The 16,412-nt window shown below is 30.9% G+C and carries 11 protein-coding genes and 3 pseudogenes; 13 read left to right on the plus strand and 1 reads right to left on the minus strand.

Annotation, left to right across the window (positions count from 1 at the left end; translation table 11 throughout):
* From ACFQZW_RS02430 to ACFQZW_RS02460, 7 genes and pseudogenes are all read left to right on the plus strand, one after another.
* Positions 1-333: pseudogene (locus tag ACFQZW_RS02430) on the plus strand (gfo/Idh/MocA family oxidoreductase); the annotation flags it as partial.
* A gap of 141 nt (positions 334-474) precedes the next feature.
* Positions 475-3,393, plus strand: a complete 2,919-nt coding sequence (locus ACFQZW_RS02435; protein ID WP_386781414.1) for a SusC/RagA family TonB-linked outer membrane protein — start codon at positions 475-477, stop codon at positions 3,391-3,393.
* A 17-nt stretch (positions 3,394-3,410) separates the two neighbouring features.
* The gene (locus ACFQZW_RS02440; protein ID WP_386781415.1) at positions 3,411-5,066 is read left to right on the plus strand and encodes a RagB/SusD family nutrient uptake outer membrane protein; all 1,656 of its coding nucleotides are present in this window, start codon (positions 3,411-3,413) and stop codon (positions 5,064-5,066) included.
* Positions 5,067-5,119: 53 nt separating this feature from the next.
* Complete coding sequence (locus tag ACFQZW_RS02445) at positions 5,120-5,677, plus strand: discoidin domain-containing protein (protein ID WP_298266145.1); 558 nt, start codon at positions 5,120-5,122, stop codon at positions 5,675-5,677.
* 175 nt (positions 5,678-5,852) lie between these two features.
* Positions 5,853-7,613 (plus strand): DUF3472 domain-containing protein, encoded by a 1,761-nt coding sequence (locus tag ACFQZW_RS02450; RefSeq protein WP_298266147.1) that lies wholly within the window; start codon positions 5,853-5,855, stop codon positions 7,611-7,613.
* A 99-nt stretch (positions 7,614-7,712) separates the two neighbouring features.
* Entirely contained in the window at positions 7,713-8,663 is a 951-nt protein-coding gene (locus ACFQZW_RS02455; protein WP_386781416.1) for an NAD-dependent epimerase/dehydratase family protein, read from the plus strand.
* Between the two features lie 52 nt (positions 8,664-8,715).
* A complete protein-coding gene (locus ACFQZW_RS02460; RefSeq protein WP_386781417.1) occupies positions 8,716-9,357 on the plus strand; it encodes a carbohydrate-binding family 9-like protein in 642 nt (213 codons plus the stop codon).
* Positions 9,358-9,364: 7 nt separating this feature from the next.
* On the opposite strand, the gene ACFQZW_RS02465 is transcribed toward ACFQZW_RS02460, so the two are convergent.
* Entirely contained in the window at positions 9,365-10,399 is a 1,035-nt protein-coding gene (locus tag ACFQZW_RS02465) for a substrate-binding domain-containing protein (protein ID WP_372801777.1), read from the minus strand.
* Between the two features lie 188 nt (positions 10,400-10,587).
* On the opposite strand from ACFQZW_RS02465, the gene ACFQZW_RS02470 reads away from it, so the two are divergent.
* From ACFQZW_RS02470 to ACFQZW_RS02495, 6 genes and pseudogenes are all read left to right on the plus strand, one after another.
* On the plus strand, positions 10,588-11,496 hold the full coding sequence (locus tag ACFQZW_RS02470; protein ID WP_386781418.1) for a nucleotidyltransferase family protein: 909 nt from the start codon (positions 10,588-10,590) through the stop codon (positions 11,494-11,496).
* A gap of 1 nt (position 11,497) precedes the next feature.
* Positions 11,498-12,586 (plus strand): phosphotransferase enzyme family protein, encoded by a 1,089-nt coding sequence (locus ACFQZW_RS02475; RefSeq protein WP_386781419.1) that lies wholly within the window; start codon positions 11,498-11,500, stop codon positions 12,584-12,586.
* A complete protein-coding gene (locus ACFQZW_RS02480; protein WP_386781420.1) occupies positions 12,583-12,864 on the plus strand; it encodes a GDP-mannose 4,6-dehydratase in 282 nt (93 codons plus the stop codon). The genes ACFQZW_RS02475 and ACFQZW_RS02480 overlap by 4 nt, the downstream gene beginning before the upstream one ends.
* Positions 12,864-14,198, plus strand: a complete 1,335-nt coding sequence (locus ACFQZW_RS02485; protein ID WP_386781421.1) for a sugar MFS transporter — start codon at positions 12,864-12,866, stop codon at positions 14,196-14,198. The genes ACFQZW_RS02480 and ACFQZW_RS02485 overlap by 1 nt, the downstream gene beginning before the upstream one ends.
* Before the next feature lie 40 nt (positions 14,199-14,238).
* Positions 14,239-16,167: pseudogene (gene nagB, locus ACFQZW_RS02490) on the plus strand (glucosamine-6-phosphate deaminase); the annotation flags it as partial.
* Positions 16,168-16,190: 23 nt separating this feature from the next.
* Positions 16,191-16,412: pseudogene (locus tag ACFQZW_RS02495) on the plus strand (phosphoglucosamine mutase); the annotation flags it as partial.

The following is a 16,412-nucleotide window of genomic DNA, read 5'->3' on the forward strand; positions in this document are numbered from 1 at the left end:
CCAAGACCGTATTCTTTAGGTTTTAGAGTACAAGGATCAAATGGTCTTTGGGAAGTAGATGGCAATAGAATATATATAGAAGGACAATCCAAAAGACCACACCAATGGGATCAAGCAGATGAGTGGTTAAAGAAATATGATCATCCTTTATGGAAGAAGTATGGAGAGTTAGCTACAGGAGCAGGTCATGGAGGAATGGATTTCTTTGTAATTAATGCGTTTATAGAATCTGCAAAACAAAATATAGCACCACCAATGGATGCTTATGATGCTGCTGCTTGGAGTGCTATTACTCCATTATCTGAATTGTCAATTNTATTAATATTGAATTAATGTTGCTAAAGAGAGTACTTATCCTTTTACGGTACTCTCTTTTAAAAAAACATATAAAATATTGATAATCAATAAGATAAAAAATAAAATTTAAATTAACTCAATGAATATAAAATTAATTATTAACTCAAACTAAGTTTTATGAAAAACAGAATTTCAAATGTATTTTTGATTTTAATGCTTGGCTTTACATTTACCTTGTATGCCCAAGAAAAAACGGTCTCCGGTGTTATTACCGATGCTACTGATGGAACTCCCTTACCAGGAGCAAGTATTAGTATAAAAGGATCTACAAAAGGAGTGATATCAGATTTTGATGGAAATTACTCTATAATAGTCGATGAAAATGAAACACTATTAATCACGTATGTTGGTTATGTTCCTCAAGAGTTTACTGTTGCAGGAAAAACTACTATTAATGTTCAACTTAAAGTTGATCAAAATGTTTTAGATGAAGTAGTTGTTGTAGCATATGGAACTCAAAAAAAGGAAGCGGTTACTAGTTCTGTAGCAACGGTTAAATCGGATGAATTATCAGATTTAACTGTATCAAATACTTCTTCAATGTTGCAAGGTAAAGTTGCAGGGGTTCAAGTTTCTGCTTCAGGTGGTTCACCTGGATCTACTCCTTCAATTTTAATTAGAGGGATGGCTTCTTTAAATGGAAATGTACAGCCACTTTGGGTAGTAGATGGTGTAATTCAGCATGGAACTCCTATAGTTAACCCAAATGATGTTGAATCTATGTCAGTATTAAAAGATGCTTCAGCAACATCATTATATGGTTCACGTGGTGCAAACGGTGTAATTATTATAACTACTAAAAAAGCTAAATTAGGAGTTAGCAAATTAACATTTACATCAAAAGTAGGAATCAATGAATTTACTTCAGGAAACTTTGAAGTAATGAATTCCCAACAATTATATGATTACCATGCACTAATGGGGAATGTACAAGAATGGTATACGCCAGACTTGTTAGAAAGAGATTACGATTGGATTGGAAATGCAACTCAGTCTGCTTTAGTTCAAGATTATAATATGTCTTATACTTCTAGTAATGATAAAATGAGCACTTATTTAGCTGGAGGTTATTTTAATGAAGAAGGAACTATTAAAGGTTCTGAATTTGAACGTTATACTTTTAGATTAAATTTAGATTATAAAGTTAATGACAGACTAACTTTAAAACCAAAAGTATCTTTTAGTTTTGATGAAAGATACAACGCAGATCATAGTAGATATGCAATCTATACAAACTTACCTTGGGATTTACCTTTTGATGCTGAAGGAAACGCAGTAAAAGCTCAAGAATCTAATGATTGGATAGGAAGAGATCAATCAAACTATTATTATGATTTACAGTGGAACTATGGTACTAGTAAAGTTTTTAACATGAGTTTCAATGGAGATTTTGAATTTAAAATTTTAGATGATTTAACCTATATTTCAACAAATAACTTTACACTATATCACTCAAATAGTTTCTCTTATACTGATCCACTTTCAACAGGAGGTGAAGCTACTAATGGTAGTCTTTATAATTCTTCATCAAGAAGATTTACAAAACTAACAACTCAAATGCTTAAGTATACTAAAGAGTTTGACGACCATGCAATTACTGCTTTAGCAGGGTATGAATACAACGATTATGTTTATGAAGACATGGGAGCTACAGGAATAGGATTAATTGGTGGTGGTACTATATTAAATGTAACTTCAGAGCCTAAATCTATTTCAGGATATAAAAATGAGTATGCATTGCAATCTGGATTCTTAAATGTAGATTATTCTTATGGAAATAGATATTTTGCTAAAGCATCAATAAGAAGAGATGGTGCTTCAAACTTTGGTATTGATAATCAATATGGAACATTTTTTGCTTTAGGAGCTGGGTGGAATATTCACAATGAAAACTTCTTTAAAAGTGAAGTTGTAAATTCATTAAAGTTAAGAGCTAGTTATGGTTCTGTAGGGAACAGACCAGGCTCATTATACCCATACCAAAGCACCTACTCAGCAAGTACACATTATGATGCTGTTCCAGCAGCAACATTATCACAATATGGAAACCCAGATTTATCTTGGGAAAAATCTTACGAAACCAATATTGCAATTGACACAAGAATATTTGATAGATTTAGTGCAACATTAGAATACTACAATAAAAATACTTCAGACTTATTGTATTATGTTGATTTACCAGCACTTTCTGGATTCAATGGATATTGGGAAAATGTAGGTGGACTTAAAAATACAGGTTTTGAAGCTGTATTGTCAGCAGATATTTTAAAAGATAACGATTTTAGCTGGAATGTTGGTTTCAATATTGGTATTAATAAAAATGAAGTTACAGAGTTATTTGATGAGCAAACTGAAATTCCTAGAGGTGATAAAATTTTCAAAATAGGAGAAGATATGAACTCTTGGTATATGCGTAAATGGGCAGGTGTTCATCCTGCAAATGGAGACCCTTTATGGGAAGTTGTTGATGACGAAACTGGTGAGATTTCTTATACCAGTAATTATAATGAAGCAACTGAACAAATAGTAGGTAATGGAAGTCCAGATTTTATTGGAGGTTTTTCATCTAATATGGAATACAAAGGATTTTCTTTAAATGCAAAATTTAGTTTCGTTAGTGGAGGTGAAATTTACAATAGTTCACGTTCATTATATGACTCAGATGGATTGTACCCAACATTTAATCAACAAGTGTTAGCTGATGGTTGGTCACGATGGGAAAACCCTGGAGATGAAGCTTCTCATCCAAGAGCTGTTTATGGTGGAAATAATAATTCAAACAAAACATCGTCTAGATATCTTGAAGATAGAAGTTATTTAAAACTTAAAAATGTAACATTTGGTTATAATCTTCCAGAAACTATACTGAATAAATTGAGATTAAGTGATGCTAGAGTGTATATCTCAGGAGATAATTTATTAACATTCACTAATTATTCAGGAATGGATCCAGAAGTAGGTGGATTAAGTGGTTCAACAAGTACTTCTTATCCAGTACCAAAGAGATTTGTATTTGGACTAAACTTTTCTTTCTAATTTAAAAACATACACAAATGAAAAAATTAATAGTATTACTTCCAATAATTGGATTATTGATCCTTTCTTGTGATATAGAAAGGAATCCATACGACGAAATTGCGGTAACAACGCTTTTTGAAAGTGAAGGAGCTTTACAAACAGCTACCTTAGGAAATTATGCCTTGTTAAAAGGTAAAAACGGTTTAGATGGTTGGAACGACCAACTACACAGATTAACAGAATACCCTGGAGATAATGTTTCTTTAAGTGGTAGTACTTCAGATCCTTTAAACTTTATTTATAATTATAGGGCTATTACAACTAATGGAAGAGTTGCTGATTTTTGGAATGATTCTTATAAAGTCGTAGTAGGTTGTAATGTAATTATAGAAGCTGCAGCTGAAGGTGAATCAGAAACATTAGATCAACTTTTAGGTGAAAATTATTACTTAAGAGCATTGGTATATTTTCAAATGGGAAACGTTTTTGGACGTCCATACAATCAAGGAACTTCTAATTTATCAGTTCCATTAAAATTAACATCAGATGTAAATGATATTCCTAACCGTCATACAGTAGGTGAAGTTTATGAGCAAGTTATCAGTGATTTATTAAAAGCTGAGATGTTAATGAATGAAGATAAGACAGCAACTTTTGCAACTAAAGAAGCAGCTCAAGCATTATTATCTAGAGTATATTTATATATGGAAGATAATGAGAATGCAGAGTTATATGCCGATAAAGTATTGAATTCTTCACGATATAATTTATTATCAAATGAAGAATATAAAAGAATGAATTATTTAAACCCTCAAGAAAGTTCTGAAGCAATATTTAGCATTACTTTAAATCAAGGAGCAGATTTACCTGGTCAGTATGATGATTGGTATACAGTTGGTGGATTATATGCAACAATTGATGGTAGTGGTTGGGGTGAAATGTACGCTTCTAGTTCGTATTTGAAATTATTAAATCAAAACGCAAATGATGCTAGACATTCATTTATTCAGCCACAATATCTCGAAGAAAATCCAGCAAATAGAAAGCCTTGGGTTATTTGGGTTGATAATTCTTATGTATATCAAACAAGGTTAACAACAGAAGTTGGAGGTATAATAACTTTTGAGCAAAATGGAACAACATATACTGTTGAAGAAGAAATAGTGGATGGTAAAACAGTTTATTATTTTATGAATGGTAGTGTTAAACAATACGTTGATAAAGGTTTTGAAATGCCAAAACGTAACGGTTTCCCTAAATGGTTTATTATGAAAGCTTCTTTGCAAGAAGATGATGTACACTTATGGTCTCCAGCAGTTTCAAGATTAGCCGAAATGTATTTAAACAAAGCAGAATCTTTCGTAAAAAGAGGAATGGATCAAAAAGCTCTTGATGAAGTAAATATCATTAGAAATAGAGCCGGAATTCCTTCTTATACTTTAGCAAATATTCCGTCAGGAAAAACAGTTTTAGACATCGTTTTAGAGGAAAGAAGATTAGAATTTGCATTTGAAGGGCATAGAAAATTTGATGTATTTAGAAATGGTAGAACTATGGATAGAAGATATCCTGGAGGACATTTATGGGGAGCAAATCCATTATACGAAATACCAGCTACAAGTAATAGAGTAGTTGAATATTTACCTGAAAAACAAATTATTTTGCAACCTGGGTTAATACAAAACGATTAAGTAAATTATAAAAAAGCCCTGAAAAGGGCTTTTAATAACATAAAATTTTAATAATGAAAACACTAAATAAAATTAAAAAATTAACCACAGTTACTTTTTTAACATGTTTTATACTAATAGTAGCTTCTTGTTCTTTAGATGTAGTAACTCCAGATCCAGATAAATTGCCAGCAGTACCATTAGATAGAGCAGGTTGGGAAGTTATAGATTATAGTAGTCAAGAAGATCAAGGAGGAGAAGGAGATACTGGAAGATGTGCAGATATCTTGGATGGTAATGCAGATACATTTTGGCATACTTGCTGGGCTGGTTGTACACCAACACCTCCTCATTATATTGTTGTAGATATGCAACAAGAGTTTGAAGTAAATGGTTTCTTTTTATTACAAAGACAATCACTTTCTAGAAATATTGAAACTTGTGAAATTCAAGTAAGTAATGACAATGTAAATTGGGAATCTTTAGGTGATTTTACACTTGAAAAAGTTAAGGATCAACAAGATTTAGCTTTGCCAGAAACTAAATCATTTAGATATTTTAAATTTATGGTAAAAACTGTTTTTGATGGATCTGACAATGCAGCTTTAGCAGAATTATCACCTTACTTTTAAAAATTTAAATTCAATTTTAAAATCCAAAGCAATAAAATGCTTTGGATTTTTATTATCCATAATATACAATCAAAGTTTAAAATAGCTTTAACTACATAAAAGAGAAACCCATTTAGCAATGAAAAAACCTATGAATATATTTTTAAATTTTATATTTTTTTATAGTGTTGTTTTTTTGAATATATCTTGCAGTAAAAATGATCAAGATACACCAATTATTGAACAACCTGATCCGCCAATTACAACTAATAATTTAACAATTTCTATTCCTTGTGAGGGCAATAGTTGGGTTGTTAACAATCCTGAAGCTACTAGTAATGTTGTAGGTACAAATGGTATTAAGAATTGGACAAACTCAAACGATAAAATTAGAACTTATTTTTATGCAACATCTACAGGAGATATTGAAGTAGGAATTAGAGCCAAATTCACAGGTGCCACAAAGCTTAAAATATCATTAGGAACAAACACTAAACAAGTAGATTTTGAAGCCTCAAATACGGCTATTAAACATTCTGTAGGCTCATTTAAAATTGATAAAATTGGTTATCATTATATTGAATTAGAAGGGTTTTCAAAAGAAGGAAGTTCTTTTGGGGAGATATCAGATATTTTATTAGGTGATTCCACTTGGAATTCAAATATTGATTATGTAAAACCAGATTGGTTTTATTGGGGAAGAAGAGGTCCGTCTGTACATTTAAATTTTGAAGAACCTGCAAATAAAAATATTACTTGGTTTTATAACGAATTAACTGTTCCTGAAGGAATGGATCCTATAGGTTCTTATTTTATGGCAAATGGCTTTTCTTCGGGGTACTTTGGAATGCAAGTAAATTCAGCTACAGAAAGACGGATTCTATTTTCGGTTTGGAGTGCTTATGACACCCAAGATCCAAATCAAATTCCAGATGAATATACAGTACAACCACTCGGTTATGGAGATGGAGTAACCGTTGGTGAATTTGGAGGAGAAGGTTCGGGTGCTCAAAGTTATTTTGTTTACAATTGGACTCCTGGTACAACCTATAAATTTTTGCTAAAAGGAGAATCAAATGCAGATAATTCAATAGATTATACCGCTTATTTTTATGCTCCTGAAATTGGAGATTGGAAATTAATAGCAAGTTTTAGAAGACCTTTTCCAACTGGAGCGCACTTAACTAGACTACATTCTTTTTTGGAGAATTTTGATACCACAATGGGAGATCATATTAGAAAAGTAGATTATACCAATCAATGGGTTTACGATACGGATGGAAATTGGAATGAAATGACTTCAGCAACTTTTACCACAGATAATACAGGTGCAAGTGGTGTAAGATTTGATTATGATGGGGGATCAGAAGGAGATAGTTTTTTCTTAAGAAATTGTGGTTTTTTTAGCGATAATGAAACACCGAATACTTCCTTTTCAAGATCTTCAAATGGAACACCTCCTGTTATTGATTTTTCACAGTTAGAAGTTCCTGAAATTCCTGTTGAAGTTATACCTAACTTTTTAGATAGAACAAATTGGTCTGTTATTGACTATAGCACACAAGAAGATCAAGGAGGTGAGGGCTCTACAGGATTAGCTGCTGATATTTTAGATGATGATGTAAATACTTATTGGCATTCTTGTTGGTCTGGTTGCACTGCAACAGCACCACATTATATTATTGTTGATATGGGAGCATCTAAAACAGTTGATGGGTTTAGGTTTATCCAAAGACAATCTCTATCAAGAGCCGTAAAAGATGTAGAATTACAAATAAGTGAAGACAATGCTACTTGGGAAAGTTTAGGTGATTTTGTAATAAATAAGTCAGCTAGTGCACATGATATTGATTTAAATGAAGCAAAAACCTTTAGATATTTCAAGTTTGTGGCAAAAACCTCTCATGATGGAACTGAAAATGCTGCTTTAGCAGAGATAAAACCTTATAATTTTTAAGCATAATAATTGTTTGAGTTAATTTTTAAAAGCCTTTATAAATAGTTATTTAAAGGCTTTTATTTTATACCTAACATAAAACTATGAACTTTTATAGTAATGAGTAAAATATTAGTAACAGGAGCTAACGGTCAATTAGGAACCGTTTTAACTAAAAAATTGGCAGAAAAATATGGAGAAGAGAATATTATTGCATCCGACTTAAATTCAGCCAATAATCATCAGTTTGAAATTTTAGATGTAACAGATTTTAATGCACTAAAAAAAATAGTATTAAAATATAAGATTACTCAAATTTATCATTTAGCAGCTATACTATCAGCTAATGGAGAAAAATATCCGTTAAATACTTGGGATATTAATATGAAAACTTTTTTTAATGTTTTAGAAGTTGCTAGACTACATCAAGTAGAAAAAGTATTTTTCCCTAGTTCAATTGCTGTATTTGGAAATAATATTGAAAGAATTAATACTCCACAATCACCCAACTTAACACCTTCTACTGTTTATGGTATTAGTAAAGTTGCAGGAGAAAATTGGGCAAAATATTATTTTGATAAATATGGATTAGATGTTCGTTCAATTAGGTATCCAGGTGTAATAGGGCATCAATCTTTGCCAGGAGGAGGAACCACAGATTATGCAGTTGATATTTTTCATAAAGCGGTGAATAATGTGAATTTTGAATGCTTTTTAAGTGCTGAAACAACGTTGCCAATGATTTATATGGATGATGCCATTAGAGCAACAATTGAGCTAATGGAAGCACCTAAAAACAATATAAAAGTTAGAACTTCTTATAATATTGCAGGAATGAGTTTTAATCCTAAGCAATTAACAAAAGTTATTCAAAAAACATATTCTACTTTTAAGGTATCTTATAAACCAGATTTTAGACAGCAAATTGCTGAGTCTTGGCCTATGAGTATTGATGATAATAACGCAAAGCAAGATTGGAATTGGGCGCCTAAATATAACTTGGAAACAATGGCTGAAGATATGATACATCATTTAAAAGAAAAATATGAAAAAGAAAATTGTTTTATTTAAGTAGAATAAGTGATTTTTTAAAACTATTTTATATTTGCAGGAAAGTAGAAATATGAAAAGTTATAATGTAAAATTAATAGAAAAAGGTGTTTATAATTTAACCAATACTAAAAATTCAATACCTTGGAATAAAGCTGAGGTATTGACAGACTTTATTTCACCTTGGGATAAAGAAATTCCTAAAAAAATTGAATTTAAAGCTCTTTGGGATACTAAAAACATCTTTTTCTGTTTTACAGTTTTAGATAATGATATTCATATAAATACAAAAGATGATAGTGTTGATAGCATAGCAAACTCAGATAGAGTGGAACTTTTTTTTAGATCAGATGCTTCTTTAAATCCTTATTATTGTTTAGAAATTGATCCAACTCCAAGAGTAATGGATTTTATGGCTTACCCAAATAGAGAATTTAATTTTGATTGGAATTGGCCGCAAGAAGCTATAAAAGTGAAATCTGAAATTTTAGATTCTAAATTTAGCGTTGAAATAGCAATTAGTATAGAATCACTTCAAAAATTTAATTTAATAAAGAATAACCAAATAGAAACAGGCATTTTTAGAGCAAAGTATACAAAGAATGAACAATCAGATTTTGAACCTATTTGGATTACTTGGGTAAATCCTAATACTAAGGAACCGGATTTTCATATACCAACTTCATTTGGAGTTTTAAATTTATTGAAAGAATAGCAAATTATTAAATGTAATTGTTCGCATTTTCAGAATTAATAATATCAATGGGTAGTAATTTTTTTGTAGGAATTTCTTTATCAAAAATAAAATATTCAATAAGGTGTACAACCCCTAAATAAGCTTGTCTTTTAGGGTTTTGGTGTATTAAAAAATCAATGTCAAAACTCTTTAAATAATTTAAATTACTTTTTAGTAAATCGTAACCAACCAAAGCAATTTTCTTATCTAGTTTAGAAGTAATTTCAGCTACCTGAAAAGCTTTAGATGTAGTTACAAAAATTCCTGCAAGATTTGGGTGAGCTTCAATAAATTCATAAAATGAACGCTTAAAATTTGGGTGCTGTAAACTGCAAGTTTTTATAGTATAATTAGTGTTGTTTACTTGATTAAAATAGGCTCTAAATCCTTTTTCTTTTTCTTGTACATATATCGCATTTTCATAGTCTTCATCAATATGTAAAATAGCAATTAACCCTTTTTTTACAAGAATTTCTAAGAGTCTTCCTGCAACTTTTCCACTTTGAAATAAATCTTGACCTACAAAGCTTTTAATGGCGTTAGATTTAAGGTAATTGTTGAATGTTACAGAAATAATTCCTAAAGCGTTGTAGTTTTTAACTATTTCAACAGCTTCTTTATAAAATAGGGGTGCTATTAAAACGGCATCTGGAGAAGTTTTTAAAATTTCTTCATTGTTTTCTATAAATGAATTGGTATTTGTTGGATTAAAAAAATAGATTGTAACAGCAATGTTAAATGAAATAAATTCTTCAATAGCGTCGTTAATTCCATCAATACAACCTTCCCAATAAATGTCAATTTTTGGATTGGGTAATAAAACACAAATATTAAAAATTTTAGTGTTTTTTAAATTTCTAGCAATTAAATTGGGTCTGTAATCAATTCTGTCCAATACAGTATTAACTTTTTCAAGTGCTGTTTTGGATACTTTCCCTCTTTTATGTAAAACTCTATCAACAGTTCCTTTAGATACTCCTGCAATTTCAGCAATATCTTTAATCGTATATTTTTTATTCATCAAATACAAATATAGTAAAATCGAGTTTAAATAAGTAATTTATGTGTTCGATAACATTAAAAAATGTGTTCGAACACATTTTTGATTAAATTCCTTTGTAATATGGTTTTTCATGCGTACTTTAGCATCAAAAAATAAGAGAAAGAATATAAGATTTTAAGGGATATGATAAATTTAAATAACATAAAATGAGTGATATAAAGCCTACTCTTGTAATTTTAGCGGCTGGTATTGGAAGTCGTTATGGAGGCCTAAAACAATTAGACACTTTTACAGACGAAGGAGATACAATCATGGACTTCTCAATTTTCGATGCTCTTGAAGCCGGATTTGGGAAGTTTGTTTTTATTATTCGTAAAAATATTGAAGCAGAATTTAAAGAAGTATTTAATAAAAAATTAGAAGGTAAAGCTGAAGTAGCTTACGTTTTTCAAGAAGTTGAATATGTTCCAAAAAAATATGTAAATCCAAATAGAGAAAAACCTTGGGGAACAGGTCATGCTTTATTAATGGCTAAAGATGTTGTTAATGAAAATTTTGCCATTATCAATGCCGATGATTTTTATGGTAAAGAAGCATTTGAAATTATGGCAAAATCCTTAAAAGAAATTGATTCAAATTCCTATAATTTCAATATGATGGGATATTTGTTAAAAAATACAGTCTCAGATTATGGATATGTTTCTAGAGGTGAGTGTAAAGTTGATGTTAAAGGTTATTTAATAGATGTTACTGAACAAACTCATATTGAAAAAATAAATGGAAATATTATAAGAAAAGATGAAAATGGGGTGTATGTTCCTGTAGATGAAAATGCTGTGGTTTCAATGAATTTTTGGGGATTTACACCAAAGTGTTTTGAGTTTGGAAGTCAGCTTTTTGAAGAATTTTTAGAAGAAAATAAAAACGATTTAAAATCTGAGTTTTTTATTCCATTAGTGGTTAATGAAATTTTAAAGTCAGGAATAGCTTCAGTTAAAGTGCTAACATCTAATGCAAAATGGTTTGGGGTAACTTATAAAGAAGATAAAGAGTTAGTACAAAACGAAATTGAAAAATTAAAAAAGAACAACATTTACCCATCAAAACTTTGGTAATATGGAATTAGAACATTTAAAAAAAGTATTCAATCAATTTAACCATTCAACTAATTTTTTAAATCACAAAGAATTGGTTTCTGGCCATATCAATGACACCTATTTAATAGAAACATCGGGTGATTCAAAATTTGTACTTCAACGCATCAATCATTTAGTTTTTAAAGACGTTCCAGGTTTAGTAACCAACAAAGTAAATGTAAGCAAGCATTTATTAACTAAATTAAAACACTTACCTAAAAATGAATTGAAACGTCGTGTTTTATCATTTGTGCCTGCTAAAAATGGAGATTATTATTATAATGATATCAACGGTAACTATTGGAATTTAATGGTTTTTATTGAGGATAGTGTTACTTTTGAAACGGTTAAAAATGAGGAAGTTGCCTACGAAGGAGGAAAATTATTTGGACGTTTTTTAAATTTAACAAGCGACTTTGATGCCAGTAAATTAACAGAGGTAATTCCAAAATTTCATGACATGTCTTTTCGATTCTCCCAATTTGAAGAATCGTTAAAAGTAGCTACAAAAGAAAGGTTGACAAAAGCAAAAGATCTTATCGAAAAAGTGCATCACTTAAAAGAGGAGATGCATATTATTCAGCGTTTGAAAGAATCTGGTGAGATTCAATTAAGAGTTACTCACAACGATACTAAAATTTCAAATGCACTTTTCGATAAAAATAACAAAGGACTTTGTGTAATTGATACTGATACGGTGATGCCTGGCGTAGTTCATTATGATTTTGGGGACGCCATAAGAACCATATGTAATACCGCTTCTGAAGATGAAAAAAACTTAGAACTGGTTAATTTTAATTTAGATTTATATAAGGCATATACCAAAGGTTTTTTAGAAGAAGTAGAGTCTGCACTAACTCCAACTGAAATAAAATACCTTCCATTGGCTGCTAAAACAATGATTTTTATAATGGCTATTCGTTTTTTAACAGATTATTTAAATGGAAATATTTACTACAAAGTAGCATATCCAGAGCATAATTTTGACCGTGCAAAAAATCAGTTAAAACTTATTGAAAGTTTTGAAAAACAATTTACAGAAACCGAAGTCAAAATTAATAAATTATGAAATATGTAATTACAGGAGGTGCAGGGTTTATTGGAAGTCATATTGCAGAGCAGTTGTCAAATGAAGGTCATGAAGTAATTGTTTTGGATAACTTAAGAACTGGATTTGAAAATTTGTTTTTAGATGAGCGTTTGGGTGATATTAAACATTCGAAATCTGACCCTTCAAAATTCAATAAATTAGGTTTTAAACCAGAATATTCAATAGATCAAGCTTTAGAAGAAACCATCAATTTTTACCATAAAGAATTAATTAATCAAACCAAAAAAATATACTAATGGCACAAATATCAAACGTAAAAAAAGAGCATCAAAATACCTTGATTCCGATTATAATAATAGCGGGGCTATTCTTTATTTTTGGATTTGTTACTTGGATTAATGGAGCTTTAATTCCATTTATGAAAACTATTAATGAATTAACAGATGCTCAATCGTATTTGGTGGCTTCAGCCTCTTATATCTCTTTTGTAGTTATGGCATTACCAGCTTCTTATATTTTAAACAAAATAGGATATAGAAAGGGAATGTCTTTGGGTTTAATTATTATGGGTATTGGAGCTTTAGTATTTATTCCAGCAGCAGAAGCTAGAACCTATTGGGTATTTTTATCAGGTATTTTTATTCAAGGAGTTGGAATGACTTTGTTACAAACAGCTGCAAATCCTTATATTACAATTTTAGGTCCTATTGAAAGTGGAGCAAGACGTATAGCTATTATGGGAATTGCCAATAAAGTAGCTGGAGCATTAGGATCATTAATTTTTGGTGCCTTATTATTATCAGGCATTGATGATGTAAAAGATAAATTAGGAACTGTTTCAGTTGAAGAAAAAAGTCAGTTGTTAGACACTATGGCTAATAGTGTTTTTACACCATATATAACTATGGCTATAGTTTTGTTTATCTTAGGAGTTTTAATTAGAAAAGCGCCATTACCACATGTAGAAGCTGCTGTGGTAGAAGATTCTTCAGAAGGTGAAAAAACAAAAAAGAATATTTTTCAGTTTCCACATTTGTGGTTGGGCGTATTAACCTTATTTGTATATGTTGGAGCAGAGGTAATAGCAGGAGATACCATTATTGCCTACGGAATTTCTCTAGGTTTTTCTGCTGAAGATGCAAAATTCTTTACCACCTTTACATTAATGGCAATGGTTGCTACTTATGCTTTAGGTGTATTTTTAATTCCAAAGTATATAAAACAAGGCACAGCATTAAAATTAAGTGCTTTATTAGGAATTATATTTAGTAGTTGTATTTTACTAACAACAGGCTTCACATCAATTTTATTTGTAGCAGCTTTAGGGGTTGCAAATGCATTGGTTTGGCCTGCGGTTTGGCCTTTAACATTAGAAGGCTTAGGAAAACATACCAAAACTGCATCAGCACTTTTAATTATGGCTATTTCTGGTGGAGCTATTATTCCACCATTATACGGTAAATTAGTGGATTCAAATAAACACGAATTAATAGCAAATGGAATTAAAGAAGCTGAAGCGTTGTCAACAGCAGCAACAAGTAGTTATTGGATTTTAATACCTTGCTATGCCATTATATTGTTTTTTGCAATTTGGGGGCATAAATATAAGAGTTGGTTCAAAAAGAACTAAAAAATAAAAAAAGTAGAAATTAAAGAAATCAAAAGATAAAAAAATGAAAAGTAATTTAGATAAAGCAACAGATTTTGAGAAAAGATTTGAAAATGTTGATACTGTTATTTTTGAAAATTCAAAAAAAGCTTCAAAAGAAGTAGCCAAAGAAATTGCAAACCTTATTAAGGTAAAGCAAAGTCAAAAACAGCCATGTATTTTAGGTTTGGCTACAGGTTCATCACCAAAAGGATTGTATGCAGAATTAGTGCGTTTGCATAAAGAGGAAGGTCTAAGTTTCAAAAATGTGATTACTTTTAATTTAGATGAATACTATCCTATGGAACCAGATTCTGTAAATAGTTATGTTCGTTTTATGAAGGAATTATTATTTGATCATGTTGATATGATTCCTGAAAATTATAACATTCCTGATGGAACTTTATCTAAAGACGAAATTGCTGCTTACTGTGCAAATTACGAAGCAAAAATTGAAGCTTTGGGTGGAATCGATCTACAAATATTAGGTATTGGTGGAAATGGACATATTGGTTTTAATGAATCAGGGTCATTACAAAATTCAAAAACTCGTTTAGTAGCACTTGACCATATTACCAGAGTAGCCGCAAGCAAAGACTTTTCAGGATTAAATAATACTCCAAGAACCGCTATTACTTTGGGTGTTAAAAAAATTATGGAAGCAAAAAGAGTTATTTTATTGGCTTGGGGAGAGGGTAAATCCAATATCATTAGAGCTTCAGTTGAAGGGCAAGTAACCAATCAGGTACCGGCTTCTTTTTTACAAGAACATAACAATGCAGTTTTTGTTTTAGACAAAGAAGCTTCTTCTAAACTTACAAGAATAAATACGCCTTGGTTAGTTGAAAAAATTATTTGGACAGATAAAATGGTTCGTAAGGCGGTATTAGGGTTGGCAATGCATTTGAAAAAACCAATTTTAATGTTAACGGATGCAGATTATATAGAAAATGGAATGAGTGATTTATTAGCCGATTCAGGACCTGCTTATGACATAAATATTGAAATTTTTAATAAACTTCAAAACACCATTACAGGTTGGCCAGGAGGAAAACCAAATGCAGATGATAGTAAAAGACCTGAAAGAGCTGAACCAGCTAAAAAGAGAGTTTTGATTTTTAGTCCACATCCAGATGATGATATTATAAGTATGGGTGGAACTTTTATTCGACTTCAGCAACAAGGTCATGAAGTTCATGTTGCTTATCAAACCTCAGGAAATATTGCAGTAGCAGATAGTGAGGCACTTAGATTTGCAAGTTTTGTTTGTGACTATAATGAGAAATTTGGAATTCAAAGTCCTGATGCGGGAAAAATTTATCAAAAAGCAATTAAATTTTTAGAGAATAAAAAGGCAAGTGAAATAGACATCCCAGAAGTAAGATATATCAAAGGATTGATTCGTAAAGGTGAAGCAAGATCAACAGCACATTACGTGGGGCTACCAGATAGCCAAATTCATTTTATGGAACTTCCATTCTATGAAACAGGAGCCATTGAGAAAAAACCTATGGGAGAAGAAGATGTTAAAATTACCATGGATTTAATTTCTCAAATTAAACCACATCAAATCTATGCAGCGGGTGATTTGGCAGACCCACATGGAACTCATAAAGTTTGTTTAGATACAATTTTTGAAGCTGTAAAAAGACTGAAATCAGAAAAATTCATGGATGATTGCTGGTTGTGGTTGTATAGAGGAGCTTGGCAAGAATGGGGTGTTGATGAAATTGAAATGGCAGTACCATTAAGTCCAGATCAAGTTTTAGAAAAAAGATTTGGAATTTTTAAACACCAATCTCAAAAAGATGGAGTGGTATTTCAAGGAACTGACTCTAGAGAGTTTTGGCAACGTGCAGAAGATAGAAATAGAGAAACAGCTGAAATTTATGACCAATTAGGAATGGCTAGTTATGCAGCTATGGAAGCTTTTGTAAGATGGAAATATTAATCAATTACTTTGAACAATAATCTATGACACTTATAAAATCAATATCAGGAATACGAGGTACCATTGGAGGAGAAGTTTCTACAAATTTAACACCCTTAGATGCGGTAAAATTTGCAGCCGCCTATGGAATGTGGTTAAAAAAACAAACCAACAAGGAAGTACTTACCGTAGTTTTGGGAAGAGATGCTCGTATTTCAGGAAAAATGATAAGTAGTTTGGTAGGCAATACCTTGGTAGGTTTAGGG

Source organism: Lutibacter aestuarii, assembly GCF_042676885.1.
Taxonomy (GTDB): Bacteria; Bacteroidota; Bacteroidia; order Flavobacteriales; family Flavobacteriaceae; genus Lutibacter; species Lutibacter aestuarii.

What these genes read in the sequence shown, in the direction of transcription:
- ACFQZW_RS02435 (WP_386781414.1), top strand. Translation starts at nt 475, where the DNA reads ATGAAAAACAGAATTTCAAATGTATTTTTGATTTTAATGCTTGGCTTT.
- ACFQZW_RS02440 (WP_386781415.1), top strand. Translation starts at nt 3,411, where the DNA reads ATGAAAAAATTAATAGTATTACTTCCAATAATTGGATTATTGATCCTT.
- ACFQZW_RS02445 (WP_298266145.1), top strand. Translation starts at nt 5,120, where the DNA reads ATGAAAACACTAAATAAAATTAAAAAATTAACCACAGTTACTTTTTTA.
- ACFQZW_RS02455 (WP_386781416.1), top strand. Translation starts at nt 7,713, where the DNA reads ATGAGTAAAATATTAGTAACAGGAGCTAACGGTCAATTAGGAACCGTT.
- ACFQZW_RS02460 (WP_386781417.1), top strand. Translation starts at nt 8,716, where the DNA reads ATGAAAAGTTATAATGTAAAATTAATAGAAAAAGGTGTTTATAATTTA.
- ACFQZW_RS02465 (WP_372801777.1), bottom strand. Translation starts at nt 10,399, where the DNA reads ATGAATAAAAAATATACGATTAAAGATATTGCTGAAATTGCAGGAGTA.
- ACFQZW_RS02470 (WP_386781418.1), top strand. Translation starts at nt 10,588, where the DNA reads ATGAGTGATATAAAGCCTACTCTTGTAATTTTAGCGGCTGGTATTGGA.
- ACFQZW_RS02475 (WP_386781419.1), top strand. Translation starts at nt 11,498, where the DNA reads ATGGAATTAGAACATTTAAAAAAAGTATTCAATCAATTTAACCATTCA.
- ACFQZW_RS02480 (WP_386781420.1), top strand. Translation starts at nt 12,583, where the DNA reads ATGAAATATGTAATTACAGGAGGTGCAGGGTTTATTGGAAGTCATATT.
- ACFQZW_RS02485 (WP_386781421.1), top strand. Translation starts at nt 12,864, where the DNA reads ATGGCACAAATATCAAACGTAAAAAAAGAGCATCAAAATACCTTGATT.